We start from the raw sequence: 21,648 nt of genomic DNA, 5'->3' as shown, positions 1-21,648 counted from the left end.
AAATAGACGCGAAATGGGTGTAAATTAACCAGTGGCGGCGCAGTATCGCCAATTCTGGCCCTTGAAGGGTTAGGCACTGAGTCAATACATATAATGTGCCAATTACTAAAGAGTACATAACTGCAATGTAACTAATGATTGGTTTTAAATTAACCTTGTTGTAACAAAATTACAGAATTGACAATTTATTTCGGATTTTGACGTGATTGAGTGGTCGGATGAGTGGTAAAATTTCAACCGATACGGTAAAATTTTGTCCAGTTTCCAATTTTGTTTATTTTATTTTTAACGCCAAGTTGTAAATCGACTCTCTGTTTAACCGAGTTGGCTGTTACACCAAGGCGTTTTAAAGGAGGATCGTTATGACCATGTACAACGCATACCCATTGCATCAGGTTCTCTTGCGCCGGAGCGCAGTGATTCTGGTCGGTTTACTGGCACTGCCGGTGATGCTTTTCCGCAAAGATCGCGCCCGTTTTTACAGCTATCTGCACCGGGTTTGGGCTAAAACCAGTGATAAGCCGGTGTGGTTGGCACAGTCTGAATCGGCAATACAGGATTTTTACTGAGATAAATCAGTAAGCTGCTCGTAGATAAAAACGGCGTAAAATTAATGGCCCGTGGGTTAACACTCGCGGGCTTTTTACTGCCTTTATATCTGCCCCAGATATAAAGGTATCAAGCAAGAGCGTGGTTCTCGGGCAACAACTGTTATGCTGTGATGAGAAAAGCTGCCAAGGCCAAGGGAGAATAGAATGCTGGAGAGTAATCAGGTAACCCACAGTATCGAGTACTGCCATGCGCGAGACGAGCTTGATGCGTTATATGCAGCAGGCATAACACGTGGCCAATTGATGGATTTTCATAGCCGCTATAAGTTAGTGCTGTTGGCGCATTCGCAGCCTGAATACCGCGAAATCGGTCCTTTTATTGCCTCAATGGATAGATGGTCATCATTAATTGAGTTTACTGATGAGTATCGTCAGCGTTTACTGCATTTGTTGTCTCATCAGCCAACGTCCGCCAATCACACCAACGTATTAATGCATGTACAGGGTTATTTTCGGCCTTACCTTACGTCAACACAACGTCAGGCATTGGCACAGCTTATCGAGCAGTATCGGGTAGGTGAGTTGCCTTTGAGTGTCCCCATCGGCCAAATAAATGCTTACTTGGTTGAATTCCCGAATGAGTATCTGGCCGGACAACGCTATTTTACATTTTACTCGGCACAAGGATAAGGCATGGCGACGCATCTGGTCTGGTTTCGTAATGATCTACGCGTAACGGATAATCTGGCGCTGCATGCCGCTTGTCAGGACCCACAAGCCACTGTGATTGCGCTATTTATCGCGACCCCTGCACAATGGGCCGCACATGATATGGCCCCTCGGCAGGCCACCTTCCTGCTGCAAAACCTACAACAGTTACAGCACGCACTGGCTATCCGGGCGATACCGCTACACTATCATCAGTGTGATGATTTTCAGGACTCCATTATCTGGCTGGATGATTTTTGTCAGCAGCAGCAAGTTGATGCGCTATTTTTTAACCAACAGTATGAGTTAAATGAACAACTGCGAGATGGGGCGCTAGTGACGCGGCTCAATCATCGGCAAGAAGCCGGTCATACCATTACCTGCCACCGTTTCGATGACAGTGTGTTATTGCCGCCGGGCAGTGTCCTGACCGGTAATAATGAGATGTACAAAGTATTTACCCCGTTTCGTCGTGCTTTTATTCAGCGTTTAATGATGAGTGAATGCCGTTGTGTCCCTGCGCCAAAAACGCGCGATAACGTGGTAGCTGCTATGCCATTACCACTGCTCCCGTTTGACTATCCGCAACAACCGGTAGATAGCCAATTATTTCCGGCAGGCGAAGAGGCGGCATTACATCGCCTGCGCAGTTTTTGTCGCGAGCAGGTTCAGGACTACCAGCAACAACGTGATCTGCCTGCTGTGGCAGGAACCAGTTGTTTGTCACCTTATCTGGCGTTGGGGATACTTTCGCCCCGTCAATGCTTTAACCGCTTGTTGGCAGAATGTCCCGCGTTGCTGGAAAACTCCGACGGTGGTGCTTTTACTTGGCTCAATGAGTTGGTCTGGCGTGAATTTTATCGTCATTTGTTAGTGGCTTATCCGCGTTTATGCCAGCATCGTCCCTTTATTGACTGGACTGATGGCGTAATATGGCATCACTCAGAACAGCAACTACTTGCCTGGCAGCAGGGACAAACAGGTTACCCTATTGTTGATGCAGCTATGCGGCAGTTGAATGAAACCGGCTGGATGCATAACCGCCTGCGGATGATCAGCGCCAGTTTTCTGGTTAAAGACCTGTTGATCGATTGGCGACACGGCGAACGCTATTTTATGTCCCAACTATTGGATGGGGATTTGGCCGCCAATAATGGAGGCTGGCAGTGGGCTGCCTCCACGGGTACTGATGCTGCACCCTATTTTCGTATTTTTAATCCCACCACCCAGGGCGAGCGTTTTGACCCGAGCGGCGTTTTTATCCGCCGTTGGTTACCTGAGCTGGCTAGGGTGCCAGACAGTGATATCCATCAGCCATGGCGCTGGGCGCAGCGGCAACAGCAACATCTGGATTACCCACTACCGCTGGTGGATCATAAGCTGGCCAGATTGGCTACACTCGCGGCATTTGAAGCCGCTAAGCGGGATGGCCGCAAGGATCCCTAATCACCAGGAGCTTGCATGTTTTTGACATATATTTCGACTAAATTCTGTGTTTCAACTAAAACCCATGTTTTAACGAAACCCACGTTATGTACCAATAAGATAACCCACATGGTGCTTAACGCCGGGCTGATTTTATCGTTTAGCCTATATAGCTCGCTGGCAGCGGCCGGTTTTGAGGTGGTGGCTCTGGGGGTGGATGGTGGTGTCAGCGATGGCAATCTGACATCTTATCTGATTCGTGATGATAGCCAGCCGGTCTATTTAGCTCTGGATGCCGGTTCGGTGCTACCGGGTATTGCCAAAGCTCTGGAGAAGGGCGCTTTCCCCGATATTACCGATGAAACCGCCGCCCCGCTGACACGTCAGGGTTATATCTTTCGCCAGCGCATCAACAGCTATTTTCTTAGTCATGCCCATCTTGACCATGTTTCCGGCCTGATTATCGGTTCGCCGCAAGACAGCAACAAGCCCCTTTATGCCTCGGCAGACACGATTGATGTATTGCGAAACTACTATTTTAACTGGCGTGTCTGGCCTAACTTTACTGACAGCGGCAGCGGTACCCGGCTGGGAACCTATCGCATGCAAATGGTGCGGCCAAACCAGCCTCTAAGCCTGGGCTTAACCCGTTTGACGGGGGAATTGTATCCACTGAGCCATGATAAGTCCCCCTCTGCTATGTTATTGATCAGTAGTAATAATCAGTCATTTGCCTATTTTGGTGATACTGGCCCGGATGAGATGGAAAAGTCGAAAAATCTGGATACGGTGTGGCGTAACCTGGCCGAAAAGGTTAAACAGCAGCAATTGAAAGGGATGATAATCGAAGTTTCTTTCCCCAATGACGTTGCTGATAACAAGTTGTACGGCCATATGACGCCTAAGTGGTTGCTGAAGGAATTGAAAAATCTGGAGAAATACAGCGGTGAAGGCCAACCATTAAAGGGGCTGCCGGTGGTTATCAGTCATATAAAACCTTCATTTAAACAGGGGCAAGATGTGCGTAAAACGATTGCCACTGAGTTGCAACAAGGTAATGATATGGGGGTTAATTTTATCCTGATGGAGCAAGGCGATAGCCAGCGTTTTTAACTACCCATTTATATTTTTTGAGGCTGATGAAATGCGCAATACCGAACTGGAAACTCTACTCAATAGCCAACTGAATATCTCGGTTTTTCAAGACTATGCACCCAATGGTTTGCAAGTTGAGGGGCGCGAAGAGATCAAGCGCATTGTCACCGGCGTGACCGCCAGCCAGGCACTATTGGATGCTGCGGTTGGGCAACAGGCCGATGCTATTTTGGTTCATCACGGTTATTTTTGGAAAAATGAACCGGTCGTGGTGCGTGGAATGAAACGTAACCGGCTGAAAACATTGCTTACCAACGATATCAATTTGTATGGCTACCATTTGCCACTGGATGCTCATCCTGAATTAGGCAATAACGCGCAATTGGCTAAATTACTGGGTATTCGGGTGTCGGGTGAAATTGAATCTTTCTTACCTTATGGTGAGTTTGATGCACCGTTAAATGCGGTAATTTTACGTGAACGGCTGGAAAAATTGTTGGGCCGTGAGGTATTACATTGTGGTGATCGAGCGCCAGTAGATGTGCGTCGTCTTGCCTGGTGTACCGGCGGCGGGCAGGGTTTTATCCAACAAGCGGCTGATTTTGGTGTTGATGCATTTATCACTGGTGAAGTTTCAGAGCAAACAATTCATATTGCCCGGGAGATGGGCGTGAATTTTTATGCTGCGGGGCATCACGCCACTGAGCGCTACGGCATCAAGGCGTTAGGTGAATGGTTGGCTAGCAAGCATCAATTTGAAGTTATCTTTATCGATATCCCCAATCCCGCCTGACCATTATGCAACATTATGCACTGGTAATAAGTATCGGTGCATAATCTACTGTAGGTATCTCCTTGTTTATGTGCAATTAAACCATACTTTAAACAAGGTTTTATCCTCTCTCTGGCTATTTAAAATCATCATCTGGCCATAGTTGGATGATAAACCGACAGTTTTTAAGAATATTTGCTCTCTATAGCCTGATTCTAAATAAGAAAAGAATCGATTATTTACCACTTTCCTTCGTAAAAAACTTCAAAATACGCTGTTTTTAGCGGTTAATTTCAGGATTTACATTGAATCTAGTGATTGCTGATATCTATTGGTTGATTCAGTTCTATTGACAGCAGTTAGGTGCTAACGCATAAATATGTCCTTATAAAAGCTATTTATCTAATGAAAATAAAAACTATACATGTCTTAGGGGGACGGGAGTGCAAAGAGCACGATGCTATTTATTGGGAGAGAGTGCGGTGGTTCTGGAATTGGAACCGCCGGTAACATTAGCAAGCCAGCAACGGATCTGGGGCTTAGCTGATCGTCTGATTCATCATCCTGATGTCCTTGAAGCGATTCCGGGTATGAATAATCTGACTCTATTATTGTCAGATCCACAAAATACGGCGCTGGACGCCATTGAACGCCTCCAACGCTGGTGGGAAGAGAGCGAATCATTAGTGCCTGAATCACGTGATATCACCATTCCAGTGATTTATGGCGGTGAGGCAGGCCCAGACCTGGCTGAAGTGGCTCGTCACACTGGCATGACAGAGCGTCAGGTGGTGGAGTGCCACGCTGGCGCGAGCTATATCGTCTATTTTTTGGGGTTCCAGCCGGGCTTCTCATATCTGGGGGGGATGCCGGAAAAACTCGCCACGCCACGGCGTGCTGAACCACGTTTAGTGGTCGCGCCCGGTTCTGTCGGTATTGGCGGTAGCCAAACCGGTATCTATCCACTGGCAACGCCCGGCGGCTGGCAACTTATTGGCCGCACATCATTGGCACTGTTTAACCCGCTGGAGATGCCGCCAACCTTGTTACGGCCCGGCGATAATGTGCGCTTCCTGCCCTTAAAGGAGGGCGTATGCTGAATATTATTCGTTCAGGTATTTATACCACAGTACAAGACAGTGGCCGTGGCGGTTTTCGCCGTTTGGGAATCAGCCAGGGTGGGGCACTCGATTTACCGGCGCTCAGCATGGCAAATATGCTGGTAGGTAATGAGCCTGATGCTGCCGGGCTGGAAATTACCCTTGGTCAGTTTACGGCACAATTTACGCAACCAGGCTGGATAGCGGTGACAGGAGCTGGTTGCGATGCCCGGCTTGATAATCAGTTGCTGTGGACCGGCTGGCGTTATCCGGTCAAGCCGGGGCAGCAGCTAAAACTCAGTGTGCCACATCGGGGAATGCGCAGCTATTTAGCCATTTCTGGAGGGATTGCAGTACCGGAGATGTTGGGTTCACGCAGCACCGACCTGAAAGCCGGTTTTGGCGGTTATCAGGGGCGACTGATCAAAGATGGCGACACCCTGCCATTAGGCCAAGCCACACGTTTACCACGTGAATCAGTCGGTATCAAACAACTGTTATTTGGTAACCGTGTCCGGGCTGTTCCTGGCCCGGAATATCATGAGTTCGACGATATCGCACAGGGTGCTTTTTGGCGTGAAGCCTGGCAACTCAGCCCACAGAGCAATCGTATGGGATATCGCCTGACCGGGCGCGAATTAGCGCGCACCACGGACCGCGAGATGCTATCCCATGGGCTATTGCCCGGCGTGGTGCAAGTACCGCACAACGGCCAGCCGATTGTGCTGATGGCTGACGCCCAGACAACCGGCGGTTATCCGCGCATTGCCTGCGTTATCGAAGCAGACCTTTACCATTTAGCTCAACTTCGGCTCGGCGAACCAGTGCATTTTGTGCCATGCACAGTTGAGGAGGCGCTGCGGGCCAAAGCGGAGCAACAGCATTTCTTAAAACAGATCGAATGGGGTTTACAGCAAGGATTCGATGCGACGGAGGCCAAATGAAGATTGATTTAAACGCCGACTTAGGTGAAGGCTGCGCTAATGATCAAGCACTGCTGCAATTGGTCAGTTCAGCCAATATTGCCTGTGGCTTTCATGCCGGTGATGCGCAGACCATGCGCCAGTCGGTGCGCTGGGCTATGGAATATGGCGTTGCTATCGGTGCGCATCCGAGTTTCCCTGATCGCGAGAATTTTGGTCGAACCGCGATGCAGTTACCCCCTGAGACGGTGTATGCCCAAGTGGTTTATCAATTAGGTGCCTTGGCAGCTATCGTGAAGGCGGAGGGCGGCGTGATGCAACATGTGAAGCCTCATGGCATGTTGTATAACCAGGCGGCGGTTGATCCTCTGCTGGCGGATGCCATAGCGAAAGCGGTGAAAGCCGTGGACACGTCGTTACGGCTGGTTGGATTGGCGGGAAGCGAATTGATCCGTGCCGGTGAACGCGCAGGTTTGGTGACCCGACAAGAGGTATTCGCTGATCGTCGCTATCAGCCTGATGGCACTCTAGTGCCGCGCAGCCAGCCAGATGCCTTAATTGAAAGTGACGAGTTGGCGTTGTCACAAACGTTGGCAATGGTGCAGCGTCAGCAGGTTCAGGCTCGTGATAGCAGTTGGGTAGCGGTACAGGCGGATACAGTATGCGTCCACGGTGATGGAGCCCATGCCTTGGATTTTGCCCGCCGTTTACGCCACAGTTTTCAGCAGCAAAATATCACGGTAACCGCGCAGTAAGATGGACGTTGGGCAGTAAAAATTATAACCGCCTGGCCCGGGTGGAATGGCTTCATCAATTAGCTACATATCACACTTTATAACAACACTTTAGGACAGGAGAGTCACCTTGGAACAAACGGTAAACCTTTGGCCGCTAATTGGTATTGCGGCGATCGTAATCGGATTTTTACTGCGTATCAACGCAGTACTGGTGGTGATTACCGCCGGTATCATCACTGGTCTGGCGGCGCTAATGCCAATGGCCACTATTTTGGAAAAACTGGGTGAAGGTTTTCTCAATACCCGCAACCTGCCTCTGATTCTGTTACTGCCACTGGCTGTTATCGGCTTGCTGGAGCGCCACGGCTTGAAAGAGCGAGCGCAGGCGTGGATTTCACAAATTAAAAGTGCCACCTCTGGCCGTTTATTGATTGTGTATCTGTTTGTGCGTGAAGCGACAGCCGCGCTGGGTTTAACCAGTCTGGGTGGTCATCCGCAAATGGTACGGCCATTACTGGCACCGATGGCAGAAGGGGCGGCTGAAACCCGTTATGGTGAGTTACCGGAGAAAGTGCGTTATCGCCTGCGTGCAATGTCTGCCGCGACCGATAACGTTGGGTTGTTCTTCGGTGAAGATATTTTTGTCGCTTTCGGTGCGATTATTTTTATGCACAACTTTATGCTGGAATCCGGTGGCATTCAGACCGAGCCGTTACACATTGCGTTGTGGGGTATCCCGACGGCGATTTGTGCTTTCCTGATCCACGCCTACCGTTTGCAACGTTTGGATAAACACCTCGCCGCTGAGTTAACCGCGCTGAGTCAGTCTGCTTTGGCTACCAAGGGAGACGCAAAATGATTTTCCAACAACAATATCTTTATTGGCTGGCTGGCGTAGTGCTGTTGATTGTCGCGTTAATGTCATTTCGTGATAAGGCCAACCCGGGCCGTATCACCACCGGTTTATTTTGGGGATTATACGGGCTGATTTTCCTGGTGGGTGATTGGACCTATCGTCTGGCCAATACTTTGGCGGGCGAGGGACCGGATGAGAAGCGCATTCTGAATATTACTGTCGGTGTGGTGGTGGTGATTATGGCGCTGATTGCCGGTTTTGGTGGGGTAAAACTGGGTAGCTATCATCAACGCACTCCAGAACAGCGCGAAGTGAGTGCCAAGCGTTTGGGGAACCGGCTGTTCATCCCGGCATTGGCTATCCCAGTGGTGACGGTTATTGGCGTGCTGCTGTTTAACAATATCCCCGCGCTGGATCAATGGCTGTTTGGCACCGGCAACCACGCCACCTTAGTCACCTTATTCTCGATGACTGTTGGTTGTGTTCTCGGTTTGATTATTGCGGTCGTCATGACCCACGAAACCGCGGCACAACCGGTGCAGGAAGCTCGGCGTTTGCTCGATTCCATCGGCTGGGCATTTATCTTGCCACAGATATTGGCCACCCTTGGCCTGCTGTTTACCACCGCCGGGGTCGGAACTGCTATTGCCCATCTGACACAGGAATATCTGGCAGTCGATCATCGCTTTGTCGCCGTGGCGGTCTATGCTATTGGCATGGCACTGTTAACCATGATCATGGGTAATGCCTTTGCTGCTTTCCCCATCGTCACTGCCGGTATCGGTATTCCAATTTTAGTATTGCAACACGGCGGTAATCCCGCAGTGATGGCAGCTATTGGTATGTTCTCAGGGTACTGCGGTACCTTAATGACGCCGATGGCAGCCAACTTTAATATCGTTCCTGCTGCGTTACTGGAGTTGCCGGATAAGAATGCGGTGATTAAAGCCCAGATTCCAACCGGGGTGACTCTATTGATTGTTAACGTATTCTTGCTGTATTTCCTGATGTTCCTCTAGGAGTGGTGATGAGAAGTGTATTAATTACCGGGTTTGAGCCATTTGGTGGGGAGCGAGTAAATCCTTCTTGGGAAGTGGTCAAACAATTGAATGATTTAATGCTGGGTGGGGTCAGAGTGGTGGCTCGCCAGTTGCCTTGCGCCTTTGGTGAAGCATTAATTGCGTTGAATGCCGCGATAGATGAAATTCAGCCAGTATTGGTGTTGGCTGTCGGTCAGGCCGGGGGACGCGCCGATATTACTATCGAACGGGTAGCTATTAACGTTGATGATGCCCGTATTCCTGACAATTTGGGGAATCAACCGGTAGATCAGCCGATAGTTGAGGATGGCCCGGCGGCGTACTTTACCCGTTTGCCCATCAAGGCGATGGTGCAGGGTATCCGTGAGGCGGGCATTCCGGCCTCGGTCTCCCAGACGGCCGGAACCTATGTCTGTAACCATGTGATGTACGGGTTATTGCATCGGTTAAATCAGCTCAATAGTGAGGTGAAGGGTGGTTTCATTCATATCCCTTATCTGCCGGAACAGGCGGTAGCTCACCCCGGATCACCCAGTATGTCAACACATTCAGTGCTGGTAGCCTTAGAACTGGCTATCTCTATTGCCATGCAAATTGAACACGATCTGCATATATCAGGCGGCGCGATCCACTGATTTCTCTATAAAAAAACGCCACCTTCACCGGTGGCGCTCTCATCATAAACAGTCTAATTACTCTGCTTATTTCTTCAGTTGACTATTGAAGTCACGTTCGGCATAACCGGTATAAAGCTGACGCGGACGGGCAATTTTAAGGCCCTCATCGTGCATTTCATTCCAGTGAGCAATCCAGCCAATGGTACGGGCAATCGCGAACATCACGGTAAACATTGAAGACGGGATCCCCATGGCTTTCAGGATGATACCTGAATAGAAGTCCACGTTTGGATACAGCTTTTTCTCAACGAAGTAAGGGTCTTCCAGGGCGATACGTTCCAGCTCTTTCGCGACTGCAAATAGGCTGTCATTTTCCAGTTTGAGTTCTTTCAATACCTCGTCACAGGTTTCTTTCATCACCGTCGCGCGTGGATCGTAATTCTTATACACACGGTGACCGAAGCCCATCAGGCGGAACGAGTCGTTTTTATCCTTCGCGCGTTTGATAAATTCTGGAATATGCTCGACAGATTTAATCTCTTCCAGCATTTTCAGGCAGGCTTCGTTCGCGCCGCCGTGAGCTGGCCCCCACAGGGATGCTATCCCCGCGGCGATACAGGCAAACGGGTTAGCGCCCGAAGAACCTGCGGTGCGCACAGTAGAGGTAGAGGCGTTCTGTTCGTGGTCGGCATGTAGGATAAAAATACGATCCATCGCGCGTTCCAGCACCGGGTTGACTTCATACTCTTCGCACGGTGTGGAGAACATCATACGCAGGAAGTTACCGGCATAGGACAGGTCGTTACGTGGATAAACAAACGGCTGGCCGATGGAATATTTATAACACATGGCAGCCACTGTTGGCATTTTAGACAGCAGACGGAAGGCGGTAATTTCACGATGGCGCTCGTTGTTTACATCCAGTGCGTCATGGTAGAACGCGGCCAGTGCACCAGTCACTCCGCATAATACAGCCATCGGATGTGAGTCGCGACGGAACCCACGGAACAAGCTGGTGATTTGCTCGTGGATCATGGTGTGGCGGGTTACTGTCGCTTTGAAGGTTTCATACTCTTCTGCTGTGGGGGTTTCGCCGTACAGCAAAATGTAGCAAACTTCCAGATAAGTAGAGTTTTTTGCCAATTGATCAATAGGGTATCCACGATGCAGTAGGATCCCTTTATCACCATCGATAAACGTGATTTTTGATTCGCAGGACGCGGTAGAGGTAAACCCAGGGTCATAGGTAAAATACCCTTTAGAACCTAAAGTGCTGACGTCGATCACGTCAGTGCCGAGGGTTGGGGATAGAACCTTCAGTTCAATCGCAGCTTCGCCTGCCAGATTCAGCGTCGCTTTTTTATCAGCCATTTACAGTCTCCTTCGCGCTTATTTTAAAAACCGCTAACAACTGGAATGTCTTAGATGCCTGTAGGGCATTATCTTATCGGCACTGCTCTGTTTGATTCACGATTAAACGTTTTATTCACGATTAAAACATGATTTAGGGTACAGAGTGTCTTACCAATGCGGCCAGCGATCCGAGAGGCTGGATCGATAGCGACGTTACAAAGTTGTTAACGATTTGTCGGATGCTTATCGTTTATAGTTCATTGCCTACGATATCTATGGGGATATTCACTTAATACACTGTTGCATAACTTAGGCTTATGGGGAAGTGTATCCGCAGACCTTTAGTGCATCATAGGGCTTATTTCTACCCTAGTTGTAATGGAAATGTTTATTCTTTGTCAAATCAGATAATTAATTTTATATAAATTGTGTAAATCGTGATCCTAATCACTGTTCAGGGGAAATGTTACCAATCGGTTTGTGTGGGAATTGTAATAAGAATGTGAACCCCCTATACTGCCGCCAGGTCTCCGGATTACCCTGAAGTAGGAGCACCCAGCGTTATATAGAACACGTCATTTAGGCATGCAGGATGTTATGTTTAAATGTGCGATGTGAAGGGTTTCGGCTCTTAACGCTGTCTGATCCCAACAAGGCCCGGAGGAAGGAAAATAATAAGAGCTGTGTGGGCAAAACCGTGAAAAAACAAAGACCTGTCAACTTGGATCTGCAAACGATTCGATTTCCCGTTACTGCGATAGCGTCCATTTTACACCGAGTCTCTGGCGTAATTACTTTCGTTGCCGTTGGTATCCTCCTTTGGCTGTTAGGTTTGTCTGTTTCCTCGCAAGAGGGATTCATGCAAGCAGCGGCTGTCATGAATAGTTTTATTGTTAAATTCATCTTCTGGGGAATACTTACTGCACTGGCCTATCACGTTTGCGGTGGCATCCGTCACTTGCTTATGGATTTTGGCTACATCGAAGAGAGCTTGGCTGCGGGGACCCGCTCCGCACAAGTAACAATGGTGTTAACCTTGGTGCTGTCAGTTTTAGCTGGAGTCCTCGTATGGTAAGCAATGCTTCTGCGTTAGGGCGTAATGGAGTACACGACTGGCTGTTACTGCGTGCTTCTGCAATCGTCATCACTCTTTATATTCTTTATATCCTGGGCTTCGTCGTTATTGTCCCGGACATCACCTATGAAATCTGGCGCGGCTTTTTTGCCTCGCACATCACAAAAGTATTTACCCTGCTGACCTTGCTGTCGATTCTGGCTCACGCTTGGATTGGTCTGTGGCAGGTATTAACGGACTATATAAAGCCGCTAGCGGTACGACTGGTGTTACAACTGGCCGTTGTGGTTACGCTGCTGGTCTATCTATTGTATGGAACAATTGTGGTGTGGGGTGCTTAAATGAAACTGCCGGTCAGAGAGTTTGACGCTGTCGTCGTCGGTGCAGGTGGTGCAGGTATGCGCGCCGCACTGCAAATTTCACAAATGGGGCTGTCTTGTGCCCTGATATCTAAAGTTTTCCCTACCCGTTCCCATACGGTATCTGCGCAGGGCGGTATTACCGTGGCGCTGGGTAATACCCATGAAGATAACTGGGAATGGCATATGTATGACACGGTAAAAGGTTCCGATTATATCGGTGACCAGGATGCCATTGAATATATGTGTAAAACCGGTCCAGAAGCGGTACTCGAACTGGAACATATGGGGTTACCTTTCTCCCGTTTAGAAGATGGCAGCATTTATCAGCGGCCATTTGGTGGGCAATCGCGCAACTTTGGTGGTGAGCAGGCGGCGCGAACTGCGGCAGCCGCAGACCGTACCGGCCATGCGCTATTACACACCCTTTATCAGCAAAACCTGAAAAACCACACCACTATCTTCTCTGAGTGGTATGCACTGGATCTGGTGAAAAATCAGGATGGCGCCTTCGTTGGCTGTACTGCTATCTGTATTGAAACCGGTGAAGTGGTCTATTTCAAAGCGCGGGCCACGGTGCTGGCCACCGGTGGTGCGGGTCGTATCTATCAATCAACCACCAATGCGCACATTAATACCGGTGACGGCGTGGGGATGGCACTGCGTGCCGGTGTACCGGTGCAGGATATGGAAATGTGGCAGTTCCACCCGACGGGTATCGCTGGGGCGGGGGTGCTGGTTACCGAGGGTTGCCGTGGTGAAGGTGGCTATCTGCTGAATAAGCACGGTGAACGCTTTATGGAACGTTATGCCCCGAACGCCAAAGATTTGGCGGGTCGTGACGTGGTTGCACGTTCCATTATGATTGAAATCCGTGAAGGTCGTGGCTGTGATGGTCCTTGGGGCCCACATGCCAAACTGAAATTAGATCACTTGGGTAAAGATGTGCTGGAATCCCGCCTGCCGGGCATCCTTGAGTTATCTCGCACCTTTGCTCATGTTGACCCAATCAAAGAGCCTATTCCGGTTATTCCAACCTGTCATTACATGATGGGCGGTATTCCGACCAAAGTGACCGGCCAGGCAATTACAGTAAATGAAAAGGGTGAAGATGTTGTCATCCCTGGTTTGTTTGCGGTCGGTGAAATCGCCTGTGTTTCCGTCCACGGTGCCAACCGCCTGGGGGGCAACTCATTGCTGGACCTGGTGGTGTTTGGTCGTGCTGCCGGTATGCATCTGCAAGAGTCATTACTGGAGCAGGGTGCTAGCCGCGATGCCAGCGAATCAGATATTGAAGCCTCACTGGAACGAATGAACCGTTGGAACAACACCCGTTCAGGTGAAGATCCCGTTGAGATCCGCAAAGCACTGCAATCTTGCATGCAGCATAACTTCTCGGTATTCCGCGAAGGTGATGCGATGGCGAAAGGATTGGAAGAGTTAAGAACTATCCGCGAACGTCTGCAAAATGCCCGTCTGGATGACACTTCCAGCGAGTTCAATACCCAGCGTATTGAATGTCTGGAATTGGATAACCTGATGGAAACTGCGTTTTCCACCGCTGTATCAGCAAACTTCCGTACCGAAAGTCGTGGTGCTCATAGCCGCTTCGACTTCCCGGACCGTGATGATGCTAACTGGCTGTGCCATTCGCTCTATTTGCCAGACACTGAGAGCATGACCCGCCGTGAGGTAAACATGCAGCCTAAGCTACGCGCGGCATTCCCGCCGAAAGTGCGTTCTTATTAATGCATGTGTTGTGTTGATAGGGTTAAACCTAACCCGTTGCGGAGGAAAAGGTCATGAAACTTGAGTTCTCAATTTATCGTTATAACCCGGACATCGATAACGCGCCGCACATGCAGGATTATGAGCTGGAAGCGGAAGAAGGCCGGGATATGATGTTGCTGGATGCGCTCATCCAGTTGAAAGAAAAAGATCCTACCCTGTCGTTTCGCCGTTCATGCCGTGAAGGTGTGTGTGGTTCAGACGGTTTGAATATGAATGGCAAAAACGGTCTGGCTTGTATTACGCCAGTCTCGGCATTGCAAAAGGGTAATAAAAAGATTGTGATTCGCCCATTGCCGGGGTTACCGGTGGTGCGGGATTTAGTGGTCGATATGGGGCAGTTTTATACTCAGTACGAGAAAATTAAACCTTACCTGTTGAATGATGGCAAAAATCCGCCGGCACGTGAGCATTTGCAATCCCCGGAACAGCGCGAAAAACTGGATGGTTTGTATGAATGCATCCTGTGCGCCTGTTGCTCGACATCTTGTCCGTCATTCTGGTGGAATCCAGATAAGTTTGTCGGCCCGGCAGGGTTACTGGCTGCTTATCGCTTCCTGATTGACAGCCGTGATACCGAAACAGCAGCACGGTTGGATGACCTGGACGACGCTTTTAGTGTTTTCCGCTGCCATAGCATCATGAATTGTGTCAGTGTTTGTCCTAAAGGCCTTAACCCGACCAAAGCAATTGGTCACATTAAGTCTATGTTGTTACAGCGTAGCGCATGATAGTTACAGCGTAGCGCATGTATAGCTACAGGGTAGCGAATGATAGTTGCAACGTAGTGCATGATGTGAGTTTATTAACCCGGGGAATGTATTTCCCGGGTTGCTTCAAGGTAGGGAATCTCTAAAAGCCGGCATGCAGTCAGTTTTTAGAGGTTCCTTGAACGGGACCGTTAAGGTCCATAACAGAACGTGCATTGAGCACGTCGAGTGAACCGTTTTTACGGCAAACCGTTGATACTACGGTGTATATGTTAACCACGGCGAAAACTGAAGCTTCAAAGCTTAAGGGATCATGATGCAGAACGGCGCAATGAAGGCCTGGCTGGATTCCTCCTATCTGGCGGGCGCGAACCAGTCCTACATAGAGCAGCTCTATGAAGACTTTTTAACCGATCCTGGTTCCGTTGATGATAGTTGGCGTTCAATTTTTCAACAGCTACCAACAACGGGTGTAAAACCTGATCAGTTCCACTCTCAAACACGTGAGTATTTCCGTCGCTTGGCGAAGGATTCCTCTCGTTATAACTCATCCATCAGCGATCCTGAAAATGATGCCAAGCAAGTTAAGGTGTTGCAGTTAATCAACGCCTTCCGCTTCCGTGGTCATCAACATGCCAACCTTGATCCACTCGGTTTGTGGAAGCAGGAGTCTGTTCCAGACCTTGAACCTTCCTACCACCACCTGACCGAAGCCGATTTCCAAAACACCTTCAATGTGGGTTCTTTTGCTATTGGCAAAGAAACCATGAAGTTGTCTGACCTGTATGCAGCACTGAAACAGACCTATTGCGGCTCTATCGGCGCTGAATACATGCACATTACCAACACCGAAGAAAAACGCTGGCTTCAGCAGCGTATTGAGTCGGTGGTTGGGAAACCGACATTCAGTGATGAAGAAAAACGTCGCTTCCTGAGCGAATTGACTGCCGCTGAAGGTCTGGAACGTTATTTAGGGGCTAAATTCCCGGGCGCGAAGCGTTTCTCGCTGGAGGGCGGCGATTCGCTGGTCACCATGCTGAAAGAGATGATTCGCCATGCGGGGAAAAATGGTACCCGTGAAGTGGTTCTGGGGATGGCTCACCGTGGCCGCCTCAACGTATTGATCAACGTTTTGGGTAAGAAGCCGGAAGATTTGTTTGACGAATTTGCCGGTAAGCATAAAGAGCATCTGGGGACCGGTGACGTTAAATATCACCAAGGCTTCTCATCCGATGTGGAAACTGAAGGTGGCCTGGTTCACCTGGCACTGGCCTTTAACCCATCCCATCTGGAAATTGTCAGCCCGGTGGTTATCGGTTCGGTACGTGCACGCCGTGATCGTCTGGATGAAGCACGCAGCAATATGGTTCTGCCAATCACTATTCATGGTGATGCGGCGATTACCGGCCAGGGCGTGGTGCAAGAAACACTGAATATGTCACAGGCACGTGGCTATGAAGTGGGCGGGACGGTGCGCATTGTTATCAACAACCAGATTGGTTTCACTACCTCGAACCCACTGGATGCGCGTTCTACCCAGTACTGTACCGATATCGCCAAAATGGTACAGGCTCCGATTTTCCACGTGAATGCTGATGATCCTGAAGCTGTGGCGTTTGTTACCCGTCTGGCGTTGGATTTCCGTAACACCTTTAAACGTGACGTGATGATCGATCTGGTTTGCTATCGCCGCCATGGGCATAACGAAGCCGATGAGCCAAGTGCAACGCAGCCCGTGATGTATCAGAAGATCAAAAAACACCCGACGCCGCGCAAGATTTATGCTGACAAGCTGACCGAGCAAAATATCGCCAGCCTGGAAGATGCCACGGAAATGGTCAACCTGTATCGTGATGCGCTGGATGGTGGTGACTGTGTGGTGGAAGAGTGGCGTCCGATGAATCTGCAATCCTTCACCTGGTCGCCGTATCTGAACCATGAGTGGGACGAAGAATATCCAAGCAAAGTTGAGATGAAACGCCTGCAAGATCTGGCGCGTCGCATCAGCCATGCGCCGGAAGCCATTGAAATGCAATCCCGTGTTGCCAAGATTTATGGCGATCGTGCTTTGATGGCAAGTGGTGAGAAGCCGTTTGACTGGGGTGGGGCTGAAACACTGGCTTACGCAACGCTGGTAGATGAAGGGATTCCGATTCGTTTGTCCGGTGAAGACGCGGGTCGCGGTACCTTCTTCCATCGTCATGCGGTGATCCATAACCAGAAAAATGGCTCGGTTTATGTGCCGCTGGCGAACGTACACAGTGGGCAGGGTGACTTCCAGGTTTGGGACTCCGTGCTGTCAGAAGAAGCGGTGTTAGCATTTGAATATGGCTATGCCACCGCAGAACCACGCACCCTGACTATCTGGGAAGCGCAGTTTGGTGACTTTGCCAACGGTGCGCAAGTGGTTATCGACCAGTTCATCAGCTCCGGTGAGCAGAAATGGGGCCGGATGTGTGGCCTAGTGATGTTGCTGCCACATGGTTATGAAGGGCAGGGTCCAGAGCACTCCTCCGCACGACTGGAGCGTTATCTGCAACTTTGTGCCGAACAAAATATGCAGGTGTGTATCCCCTCTACGCCGGCGCAGGTTTACCACATGATCCGTCGTCAGGCATTACGTGGTATGCGTCGCCCGCTGGTGGTAATGTCACCTAAGTCATTGTTGCGTCATCCGTTGGCCATATCATCGCTTGATGAATTGGCAAATGGCAGCTTCTTACCAGCGATTGGTGAAGTTGACGAGCTGGATGCGAAAGGCGTCAAACGTGTCGTTATGTGTTCAGGCAAAGTGTATTACGACCTGCTGGAACAACGCCGTAAGAATGGGCAAACCGATGTTGCTATCGTGCGTATTGAGCAGCTTTATCCGTTCCCGCATCATGCTGTACAAGCGGTGTTGGAACAGTTCGCTCATGTGCATGATTTCGTCTGGTGCCAGGAAGAGCCGCTGAACCAGGGTGCCTGGTATTGTAGCCAGCACAACTTCCGCGAAGTGATTCCATTTGGTGCTTCCTTGCGTTATGCCGGTCGCCCGGCATCAGCTTCACCGGCAGTTGGATACATTTCCGTACACCAGAAACAACAACAAGCTCTGGTTAATGACGCGCTTACCGTCGAGTAGCGAGCCGGTTAACATATAAAGGATAGAGAATGAGTAGCGTAGATATTAATGTTCCTGACCTCCCTGAGTCTGTCGCTGATGGCTCTGTAGCAACTTGGCACAAGAAACCGGGCGACAGCGTTAAACGCGATGAAGTGCTGGTTGAGATTGAAACGGACAAAGTGATTCTGGAAGTTCCGGCCAGTCAGGACGGTATTTTAGACGCCATTTTGGAAGACGAAGGCGCGACTGTGACCTCACGTCAGGTACTGGGCCGTATTCGTCCAAGTGACAGTTCAGGTAAGCCGACGGAAGAAAAAAGTCAAAGCACTGAGTCCACTCCGGCGCAGCGCCAGACCGCTAGCCTGGAAGAAGAGAGTAACGATACTCTCAGCCCGGCAATTCGCCGTCTGATTGCAGAACATGACCTTGATGCTACTGCCATTAAAGGCAGCGGCGTGGGTGGCCGTATTACCCGTGAAGATGTCGATAGTCATTTGGCAAACCGTAAAACGGCACCGGCAGTGGCTGAGACCAAAGTAGCCGCCGCCGCACCTGCGGCACTGGCTAGCCGTAGCGAAAAACGCGTACCTATGACCCGCTTGCGTAAACGTGTTGCTGAGCGTTTGTTGGAAGCGAAAAACAGTACAGCAATGCTGACCACGTTTAACGAAATCAATATGAAGCCGATCATGGACCTGCGTAAGCAGTACGGTGAAGCTTTCGAGAAGCGCCACGGTGTTCGTCTTGGCTTTATGTCCTTCTATATCAAAGCGGTAGTTGAAGCTTTGAAACGTTATCCTGAAGTGAATGCTTCTATTGATGGCGAAGATGTGGTCTATCACAACTACTTTGATGTCAGTATTGCGGTTTCTACCCCGCGCGGTCTGGTGACGCCAGTGTTGCGTGATGTAGATACCCTGGGTATGGCTGATATCGAGAAGAAAATCAAAGAACTGGCTGTAAAAGGCCGTGACGGCAAACTGAAAGTAGAAGAGCTGACTGGCGGTAATTTCACTATTACCAATGGCGGCGTATTCGGCTCCCTGATGTCGACTCCGATCATTAACCCACCACAAAGCGCGATCCTTGGTATGCATGCTATCAAAGACCGGCCAATGGCGGTAAATGGTCAGGTAGTGATTCTGCCAATGATGTATTTGGCACTGTCCTACGATCACCGTTTGATTGATGGCCGCGAGTCCGTGGGTTATCTGGTGACGGTGAAAGAGATGCTGGAAGATCCAGCTCGCTTACTGCTCGACGTATAAAAAAGATAAATGACAAGGTCAGTCTGATTGCAAGGTGTTGATTAACCTGCCTCCGTGCAATCAGGCTACCTAGTAGGCTTCGGCCCATCTCAGACCTTATATGGATAGAACATCATGAATTTACACGAATATCAGGCAAAACAACTGTTTGCTCGGTATGGCATGCCAGCGCCAACTGGCTACGCTTGTACTACACCGCGTGAAGCAGAAGAAGCCGCATCTAAAATCGGTGCTGGCCCGTGGGTGGTTAAATGTCAGGTGCATGCGGGTGGTCGCGGTAAAGCGGGCGGCGTGAAACTGGTTAACAGCAAAGAAGATATTCGTGCTTTCGCTGAACAGTGGTTGGGTAAAAACTTGGTGACCTACCAGACAGATGCCCACGGTCAGCCGGTTCACCAAATTCTGGTTGAAGCTGCGACTGATATCGATAAAGAGCTGTATCTGGGCGCGGTTATTGACCGTAGCTCCCGTCGCGTGGTGTTTATGGCATCCACTGAAGGCGGTGTTGAAATTGAGAAAGTTGCCGAAGAAACGCCTGAACTGATCCACAAAATCGCATTGGATCCGTTGACGGGGCCGCAGCCTTATCAGGGCCGCGAGTTAGCCTTTAAACTGGGCCTGACCGGTAAGCAAGTCACTCAGTTCACCAAGATCTTTATGGGCCTGGCAACATTGTTCTTGGAACGTGACTTGGCGATGGTTGAGATCAACCCGCTGGTGATTACCAAACAGGGCGATCTGATCTGTCTGGATGGCAAGCTGGGTGCTGATGGTAACGCCTTGTTCCGTCAACCAGAACTGCGTGAAATGCGTGATAAGTCGCAGGAAGATAAACGTGAAGCTGATGCGGCGCAGTGGGAACTGAACTACGTGGCGTTGGATGGCAACATTGGTTGCATGGTTAACGGTGCCGGTTTGGCAATGGGAACCATGGACATCGTGAAACTTCACGGTGGTGAACCGGCTAACTTCCTCGATGTTGGCGGTGGTGCAACCAAAGAGCGTGTGACTGAAGCATTCAAAATCATTCTGTCTGATGACAAAGTGAAAGCGGTTCTGGTTAACATTTTCGGCGGCATTGTGCGCTGTGACCTGATCGCTGACGGCATCATTGGTGCGGTTGAAGAAGTGGGCGTAAACGTGCCAGTGGTGGTTCGTCTGGAAGGAAATAACGCTGAACTGGGTGCCAAAAAATTGGCAGACAGCGGTTTGAATATCATTGCTGCGACCAGCCTGACAGATGCGGCTCAGCAAGTTGTAGCGGCAGTGGGGGCTAAATAATGTCTATTTTAATTGATAAAAACACCAAAGTTATTTGCCAGGGTTTTACCGGTAGCCAAGGGACTTTCCACTCCGAACAAGCTATTGCCTATGGTACAAAAATGGTTGGCGGCGTAACGCCAGGTAAAGGCGGCACCCAGCATCTGGGCCTGCCAGTATTCAATACCGTACGTGAAGCAGTAGAAACTACCGGTGCTACGGCATCTGTTATCTACGTGCCAGCGCCGTTCTGTAAAGACTCCATTCTGGAAGCTATTGATGCCGGTATCAAACTGATCATCTGTATTACTGAAGGCATCCCAACACTGGATATGCTGGTAGTAAAAGTCAGATTAGAACAGTCTGATGCACGGATGATCGGTCCGAACTGCCCAGGTGTTATCACCCCAGGTGAATGTAAGATTGGCATCATGCCGGGCCACATTCATTTACCGGGCAAAGTGGGTATTGTTTCTCGTTCCGGTACTTTGACCTATGAAGCGGTAAAACAAACCACGGATATCGGTTTCGGTCAGTCCACTTGTGTTGGCATCGGTGGCGACCCGATCCCAGGTTCTAACTTCATTGATATTCTGAAGTTGTTCCAGGAAGACCCGCAGACTGAAGTTATTGTGATGATCGGTGAAATTGGTGGTAACGCTGAAGAAGAAGCCGCTGCTTATATTAAAGATCACGTGACCAAACCTGTTGTGGGTTACATCGCCGGTGTAACTGCACCAAAAGGTAAGCGTATGGGTCACGCAGGCGCCATCATTGCGGGTGGTAAAGGAACTGCGGATGATAAGTTCGCGGCGCTGGAAGCTGCCGGTGTGAAAACAGTCCGTAGCCTGGCTGAAATCGGCAATGCCGTTAAAGCTGTGTTACCGCAGTAAGCCATTAGATAC

Annotated in this window: 20 protein-coding genes; 19 read left to right on the top strand and 1 reads right to left on the bottom strand. The window is 49.8% G+C overall.

All coding sequences use genetic code 11. The features are described 5' to 3' along the window. Window positions 1–362 precede the first annotated feature (362 nt). The 11 genes from V1953_RS14820 to pcp all read left to right on the top strand — a co-directional run bounded on the left by V1953_RS14820 (window position 363) and on the right by pcp (window position 9,842). Window positions 363–569 carry a YbfA family protein gene (locus tag V1953_RS14820; protein ID WP_083159616.1) on the top strand — a complete coding sequence of 69 codons (207 nt, stop codon included), beginning with the start codon at window positions 363–365 and terminating at the stop codon, window positions 567–569. 186 nt (window positions 570–755) lie between these two features. Beyond that, entirely contained in the window at window positions 756–1,241 is a 486-nt protein-coding gene (locus V1953_RS14815; protein ID WP_083159615.1) for a YbgA family protein, read from the top strand. 3 nt (window positions 1,242–1,244) lie between these two features. Next, window positions 1,245–2,705 (top strand): deoxyribodipyrimidine photo-lyase, encoded by a 1,461-nt coding sequence (gene phrB / locus V1953_RS14810; RefSeq protein WP_083159614.1) that lies wholly within the window; start codon window positions 1,245–1,247, stop codon window positions 2,703–2,705. A gap of 108 nt (window positions 2,706–2,813) precedes the next feature. Continuing rightward, window positions 2,814–3,797, top strand: coding sequence for an MBL fold metallo-hydrolase (locus V1953_RS14805; RefSeq protein ID WP_420072739.1), 984 nt, complete (start codon window positions 2,814–2,816; stop codon window positions 3,795–3,797). A gap of 31 nt (window positions 3,798–3,828) precedes the next feature. Next, window positions 3,829–4,572 carry a type 2 GTP cyclohydrolase I gene (locus V1953_RS14800; RefSeq protein ID WP_442821112.1) on the top strand — a complete coding sequence of 248 codons (744 nt, stop codon included), beginning with the start codon at window positions 3,829–3,831 and terminating at the stop codon, window positions 4,570–4,572. Between the two features lie 422 nt (window positions 4,573–4,994). Beyond that, on the top strand, window positions 4,995–5,651 hold the full coding sequence (gene pxpB, locus V1953_RS14795) for a 5-oxoprolinase subunit PxpB (RefSeq protein WP_050086195.1): 657 nt from the start codon (window positions 4,995–4,997) through the stop codon (window positions 5,649–5,651). Next, window positions 5,645–6,595, top strand: a complete 951-nt coding sequence (pxpC, locus tag V1953_RS14790) for a 5-oxoprolinase subunit PxpC (protein ID WP_372568866.1) — start codon at window positions 5,645–5,647, stop codon at window positions 6,593–6,595. Before pxpB ends, pxpC begins: the two co-directional genes overlap by 7 nt. Beyond that, the gene (gene pxpA / locus V1953_RS14785; RefSeq protein ID WP_083159610.1) at window positions 6,592–7,329 is read left to right on the top strand and encodes a 5-oxoprolinase subunit PxpA; all 738 of its coding nucleotides are present in this window, start codon (window positions 6,592–6,594) and stop codon (window positions 7,327–7,329) included. The genes pxpC and pxpA overlap by 4 nt, the downstream gene beginning before the upstream one ends. A 109-nt stretch (window positions 7,330–7,438) precedes the next feature. Then, window positions 7,439–8,170 carry a DUF969 domain-containing protein gene (locus V1953_RS14780; RefSeq protein WP_372558356.1) on the top strand — a complete coding sequence of 244 codons (732 nt, stop codon included), beginning with the start codon at window positions 7,439–7,441 and terminating at the stop codon, window positions 8,168–8,170. Next, window positions 8,167–9,186 carry a DUF979 domain-containing protein gene (locus V1953_RS14775; protein WP_442851081.1) on the top strand — a complete coding sequence of 340 codons (1,020 nt, stop codon included), beginning with the start codon at window positions 8,167–8,169 and terminating at the stop codon, window positions 9,184–9,186. The genes V1953_RS14780 and V1953_RS14775 overlap by 4 nt, the downstream gene beginning before the upstream one ends. A gap of 8 nt (window positions 9,187–9,194) precedes the next feature. Further along, window positions 9,195–9,842 carry a pyroglutamyl-peptidase I gene (pcp, locus tag V1953_RS14770; protein ID WP_083159607.1) on the top strand — a complete coding sequence of 216 codons (648 nt, stop codon included), beginning with the start codon at window positions 9,195–9,197 and terminating at the stop codon, window positions 9,840–9,842. 66 nt (window positions 9,843–9,908) lie between these two features. Here the strand turns inward: pcp and V1953_RS14765 are convergent, their stop codons facing one another. Next, a complete protein-coding gene (locus tag V1953_RS14765) occupies window positions 9,909–11,195 on the bottom strand; it encodes a citrate synthase (protein ID WP_083159605.1) in 1,287 nt (428 codons plus the stop codon). Between the two features lie 667 nt (window positions 11,196–11,862). On the opposite strand from V1953_RS14765, the gene sdhC reads away from it, so the two are divergent. From sdhC to sucD, 8 genes are all read left to right on the top strand, one after another. Further along, entirely contained in the window at window positions 11,863–12,252 is a 390-nt protein-coding gene (sdhC, locus tag V1953_RS14760; protein WP_083163805.1) for a succinate dehydrogenase cytochrome b556 subunit, read from the top strand. Beyond that, on the top strand, window positions 12,246–12,593 hold the full coding sequence (sdhD, locus tag V1953_RS14755; protein ID WP_050098880.1) for a succinate dehydrogenase membrane anchor subunit: 348 nt from the start codon (window positions 12,246–12,248) through the stop codon (window positions 12,591–12,593). The genes sdhC and sdhD overlap by 7 nt, the downstream gene beginning before the upstream one ends. Next, a complete protein-coding gene (gene sdhA, locus V1953_RS14750) occupies window positions 12,594–14,360 on the top strand; it encodes a succinate dehydrogenase flavoprotein subunit (protein WP_083159603.1) in 1,767 nt (588 codons plus the stop codon). It abuts the gene before it with no gap. Between the two features lie 53 nt (window positions 14,361–14,413). Further along, window positions 14,414–15,130: a succinate dehydrogenase iron-sulfur subunit gene (locus V1953_RS14745; protein WP_083159601.1), complete on the top strand. Its 717-nt coding sequence runs from the start codon at window positions 14,414–14,416 to the stop codon at window positions 15,128–15,130. Between the two features lie 295 nt (window positions 15,131–15,425). After that, on the top strand, window positions 15,426–18,233 hold the full coding sequence (gene sucA / locus V1953_RS14740) for a 2-oxoglutarate dehydrogenase E1 component (protein ID WP_083159599.1): 2,808 nt from the start codon (window positions 15,426–15,428) through the stop codon (window positions 18,231–18,233). A 29-nt stretch (window positions 18,234–18,262) separates the two neighbouring features. Further along, window positions 18,263–19,483, top strand: coding sequence for a 2-oxoglutarate dehydrogenase complex dihydrolipoyllysine-residue succinyltransferase (gene odhB / locus V1953_RS14735; protein WP_083159597.1), 1,221 nt, complete (start codon window positions 18,263–18,265; stop codon window positions 19,481–19,483). A gap of 114 nt (window positions 19,484–19,597) precedes the next feature. Further along, the gene (sucC, locus tag V1953_RS14730; RefSeq protein WP_005188956.1) at window positions 19,598–20,764 is read left to right on the top strand and encodes an ADP-forming succinate--CoA ligase subunit beta; all 1,167 of its coding nucleotides are present in this window, start codon (window positions 19,598–19,600) and stop codon (window positions 20,762–20,764) included. Then, window positions 20,764–21,636: a succinate--CoA ligase subunit alpha gene (sucD, locus tag V1953_RS14725; protein ID WP_083159595.1), complete on the top strand. Its 873-nt coding sequence runs from the start codon at window positions 20,764–20,766 to the stop codon at window positions 21,634–21,636. The genes sucC and sucD overlap by 1 nt, the downstream gene beginning before the upstream one ends. The last annotated feature ends 12 nt before the right edge of the window (window positions 21,637–21,648 follow it).

This window comes from Yersinia sp. 2541 StPb PI, from assembly GCF_052217145.1.
In the GTDB taxonomy this organism is placed as follows: Bacteria; Pseudomonadota; Gammaproteobacteria; order Enterobacterales; family Enterobacteriaceae; genus Yersinia; species Yersinia enterocolitica_E.
This window is presented reverse-complemented; position numbering and strand designations above follow the sequence as displayed.

Bases quoted from the DNA above. Each gene is read 5' to 3' on its own strand.
- V1953_RS14820 (WP_083159616.1), top strand. From the start codon at position 363: ATGACCATGTACAACGCATACCCATTGCATCAGGTTCTCTTGCGCCGG.
- V1953_RS14815 (WP_083159615.1), top strand. From the start codon at position 756: ATGCTGGAGAGTAATCAGGTAACCCACAGTATCGAGTACTGCCATGCG.
- phrB (WP_083159614.1), top strand. From the start codon at position 1,245: ATGGCGACGCATCTGGTCTGGTTTCGTAATGATCTACGCGTAACGGAT.
- V1953_RS14805 (WP_420072739.1), top strand. From the start codon at position 2,814: ATGGTGCTTAACGCCGGGCTGATTTTATCGTTTAGCCTATATAGCTCG.
- V1953_RS14800 (WP_442821112.1), top strand. From the start codon at position 3,829: ATGCGCAATACCGAACTGGAAACTCTACTCAATAGCCAACTGAATATC.
- pxpC (WP_372568866.1), top strand. From the start codon at position 5,645: ATGCTGAATATTATTCGTTCAGGTATTTATACCACAGTACAAGACAGT.
- pxpA (WP_083159610.1), top strand. From the start codon at position 6,592: ATGAAGATTGATTTAAACGCCGACTTAGGTGAAGGCTGCGCTAATGAT.
- V1953_RS14775 (WP_442851081.1), top strand. From the start codon at position 8,167: ATGATTTTCCAACAACAATATCTTTATTGGCTGGCTGGCGTAGTGCTG.
- pcp (WP_083159607.1), top strand. From the start codon at position 9,195: ATGAGAAGTGTATTAATTACCGGGTTTGAGCCATTTGGTGGGGAGCGA.
- V1953_RS14765 (WP_083159605.1), bottom strand. From the start codon at position 11,195: ATGGCTGATAAAAAAGCGACGCTGAATCTGGCAGGCGAAGCTGCGATT.
- sdhD (WP_050098880.1), top strand. From the start codon at position 12,246: ATGGTAAGCAATGCTTCTGCGTTAGGGCGTAATGGAGTACACGACTGG.
- sdhA (WP_083159603.1), top strand. From the start codon at position 12,594: ATGAAACTGCCGGTCAGAGAGTTTGACGCTGTCGTCGTCGGTGCAGGT.
- V1953_RS14745 (WP_083159601.1), top strand. From the start codon at position 14,414: ATGAAACTTGAGTTCTCAATTTATCGTTATAACCCGGACATCGATAAC.
- sucA (WP_083159599.1), top strand. From the start codon at position 15,426: ATGCAGAACGGCGCAATGAAGGCCTGGCTGGATTCCTCCTATCTGGCG.
- odhB (WP_083159597.1), top strand. From the start codon at position 18,263: ATGAGTAGCGTAGATATTAATGTTCCTGACCTCCCTGAGTCTGTCGCT.
- sucC (WP_005188956.1), top strand. From the start codon at position 19,598: ATGAATTTACACGAATATCAGGCAAAACAACTGTTTGCTCGGTATGGC.
- sucD (WP_083159595.1), top strand. From the start codon at position 20,764: ATGTCTATTTTAATTGATAAAAACACCAAAGTTATTTGCCAGGGTTTT.